The sequence below is a fragment of the Collinsella aerofaciens genome, from assembly GCF_015556945.1.
Taxonomy (GTDB): domain Bacteria; phylum Actinomycetota; class Coriobacteriia; order Coriobacteriales; family Coriobacteriaceae; genus Collinsella; species Collinsella aerofaciens_AO.
This window is the reverse complement of the sequence record NZ_JADNNH010000052.1, coordinates 1-3,027: the sequence shown is the minus strand read 5'-3', so window position 1 is coordinate 3,027 and position 3,027 is coordinate 1. Positions and strand designations below refer to the sequence as shown.

General features: G+C 58.0%; 4 protein-coding genes. All 4 read left to right on the top strand.

The genetic code is table 11. From position 1 onward, the window contains the following. Nucleotides 1-365: 365 nt before the first annotated feature. The 4 genes from mobV to I2F59_RS09720 all read left to right on the top strand — a co-directional run bounded on the left by mobV (nucleotide 366) and on the right by I2F59_RS09720 (nucleotide 2,833). Nucleotides 366-1,475 (top strand): MobV family relaxase, encoded by a 1,110-nt coding sequence (gene mobV / locus I2F59_RS09735; protein WP_195504003.1) that lies wholly within the window; start codon nucleotides 366-368, stop codon nucleotides 1,473-1,475. A gap of 49 nt (nucleotides 1,476-1,524) precedes the next feature. Further along, entirely contained in the window at nucleotides 1,525-1,779 is a 255-nt protein-coding gene (locus tag I2F59_RS09730) for a hypothetical protein (RefSeq protein WP_117843712.1), read from the top strand. Nucleotides 1,780-1,781: 2 nt separating this feature from the next. Continuing rightward, nucleotides 1,782-2,063, top strand: coding sequence for a hypothetical protein (locus I2F59_RS09725; protein WP_155086623.1), 282 nt, complete (start codon nucleotides 1,782-1,784; stop codon nucleotides 2,061-2,063). 92 nt (nucleotides 2,064-2,155) lie between these two features. After that, entirely contained in the window at nucleotides 2,156-2,833 is a 678-nt protein-coding gene (locus I2F59_RS09720) for a Rep family protein (RefSeq protein ID WP_195504002.1), read from the top strand. The last annotated feature ends 194 nt before the right edge of the window (nucleotides 2,834-3,027 follow it).

Genomic DNA, 3,027 nt, shown 5'->3' with positions numbered 1-3,027 from the left:
TGCGGAATTGACGCGGCGGGCAACCGAATAGACCAGACTTGATTAAGGGTCGATGGACGCTCTGCTCCATCGACCCTTTCCTTGCCCAAGTCTCGACGAAGGTTGATTTGGGGATGCTGCTGCGCGGGGCTTTCTGCGACCCCCGCGCAGGGGGGTGCCGAACCACGAACCCGAACCCTTGGGGGAGTTTGAGGGGGCCTGCCCCCTCATGCACGCGCCGCCGCGTGCCGCCAAGCTGCAGGCGCGGAGCGACCCTAAGTCGCGGAGAACCGACAGTGGTACACTGTCGGCGCGCCCTCTTTTCCGTAGGTAAAAGGGGAGTGCGTTACCCTTTTGTTCCAAAAAGCCGGGAGGTGCTGCCGCCGATGGGGAAGCAGTACGCAATCCTTCGAGTCCAGAAGTGCAAGGGTGCCGCGATAGGTGCCATGCAGTACCACAACGACCGCGAGCCGGGAAAGCACACGAACCCTGACATAGACCAAACCCGAACCCGGCTGAACCGCGAGATGCGTTCTCACGTCGATTACGAGCGCGAGGTGCAGGCGAGGATTGACGACGGGTATTCGGGCGAGCGCAAGGTGCGCAAGGACGCGGTGAAGCTCGTCGAGGGAATCGTGACGGCGAGTCCCGAGTTCTTCGAGCTGGCGGACGATGACAAGGTGCGCGAGTTCTTCGATGACGCGTACCGGTTCTGCTGCGATGAGTTCGGTGAATCGAACATGGTTCACTTTACGGTGCACATGGACGAGGAGACCCCGCACGCGCATTTCGGTTTCGTGCCGTTGAGGGACGGCAAGCTCTCGTGGAAGGAATTCTTCCCGAACAAGATGGCGCTCGGGAAGATGCAGGACAGGTTCTATGGGCGCGTAGGAGCGCTGTACGGCCTTTCTAGGGGCGAGAAACGCGGGGACGGGGAACCAGTGAAGCGGCACAAGTCCGTGGCCGAATACAAGGCCGAGAACCTCCGTATACAGGCTGAGCTCGACGAGAAGACCAAACAGCTGGAATCGGTGACGGCGGAACTTGCCGTTGTGAAGGATGTCCTCAAAACTGCGCAGGATGCCGCAAAGAAAGCGAAAGACCAAGTTACCGAGTGCGAGACCAAGCTGGATGGTTACGCAACTCGATTCAAGAAGATAAAAACCGAGCTGGCGCAGATTGCCGAAGCCCTGTCGTGGAGGAAGTTGCTAAAGAGGTTCAGGGACAAGCTCATTGAGTTCTCGGAAAACCCGATTTGCTGGGACGCGCTCAAAGCTGGTCGAGATTTCGAGAGCGAAAAAGACGGCAAGCGAGCCGAGCGCGTTCTTGAGAAGGGCGCTCGCGAAAAGCTCAAGGAAATGAACCAGCTTGAAAAGGAGATGGACGAGTGGTCTCCGTTCGATGACGTTGAGGAAGGTCGTGCGGCTAGCAAACGGCTTGAGCTTGAGCGGTCGGGTTTCGCGCCTGACCGCAACTATGATGGGCAGGCGCTTTGATTCAGTATACTAATCGGGTATACTTGCTAGGGAAGAAAGGAGAACGGCAGTGGTCAGAGTACACGGGAACGCCCTCAAGCACGGGCTTACCAGCGAGGAAGTCGCATATGCGTGGGAGAACCCGATTAGGTGCCGACAGCGAAATGGCACGGACGACCCGCCGCTCTGGATTTCGGTCGGTTCTCTTCCTGACGGGAGGTTCGCCGAGCTGATTGGGTTTATGGATATCGACGGCGTTTGGTGCGTGTTCCACGCGATGGTGCCGCCGACGAAGAAGTTCAAGCGTGAGCTGGGATGGAGGTAGACATGAACGGAATCGTTGCCGAGAACGGCAAGGTCGTTACCGACGAGATGATTGCCGACTGGGAGAGCGCTCTTGAGCGTGACGAGTGGCCTAGCGGATGGGTCAACGTCGGCGAGATTGTCGAGGGTAAGCTTCCGAAGGCGGCTCCGGATACTGTGACGCTGTCGCTCAAGGTTCCCGCTGCCATGAAGCGGGCGCTTGAGAAAGAAGCGAAGGCCGAGGGCAAATCGACGGGTGCATACGCTCGCGGAATCCTCGCGGATGGTCTCATGGCCATAGCGTAAATAGGCAAAAAGAAAGCCCCTCTTGCTTGGCGGCTTAGGGGCTTTTAGCAGACGGTTTAACCAGTCCTTTCTGCAAGGAGAATTATAGCATCATGCCATACAAGGACAAAGAAAAGCAGCGCGAAGCACAGCGCAAGTGGGAGAAGGAGAACCGTGGGGCTGGGAAGCGTCACAAGGTTTGGATGTTCATCTTCTATCCCGATACCGCCGAGGTTGGCTGGCGTGACGAGTGCGATGAACTCGGACTGCCGTTTCTAGTCTCGCCGCTTCACGACAGGGATGTGTGGACGGCTGCGGACGAGCGCAGGAACCCAGACCACATCGAGGGCGAGGTCAAGGTCGCGCACCACCACGGCTTAGTTGAGTACCCACAGCCCGTGGGCTACGACACTGTTAAAGAGGACTTCGCATTTCTGCACACCCATTCGATTAAGTACGCGAAGAGCAAGGCGAGCATGGCCTTGTACCTGACGCACGAGAAGTGCTCGGACAAGGTTCAGTACGACTGGAGGGACGTTCTCGAGTTCGGTGGTGCGAACTGGCACGACTGGTGCAACGAGCTTGAGGACTTGCACGCGATGATGAAGGAGATGCGTCAATACATCATCGCGAACAACGTCTCGGAGTTCTACGAGTTTCAACTTTGGTGCGACGAGAACAACGACATGTGGAGCCGTGCCCTCGACCTCAAGTGTGCGTGGGCAATCGGCAATTTCATCGAGCGCCGGCGCAACGCCATCCAGCAGGCCGCGAAGCTCGACTATGAATAGCGTCGCGACAACAGCGACGAGACGATTGTGTGAGGGCAGACGGGTCAATGCAGCAATGCGTGACCACGGGGGTGGAGAGTTCCGCGAATGCGGATCTCGGAACCCTCGTTCACGGATTGCGGAATTGACGCGGCGGGCAACCGAATAGACCAGACTTGATTAAGGGTCGATGGACGCTCTGCTCCATCGACCCT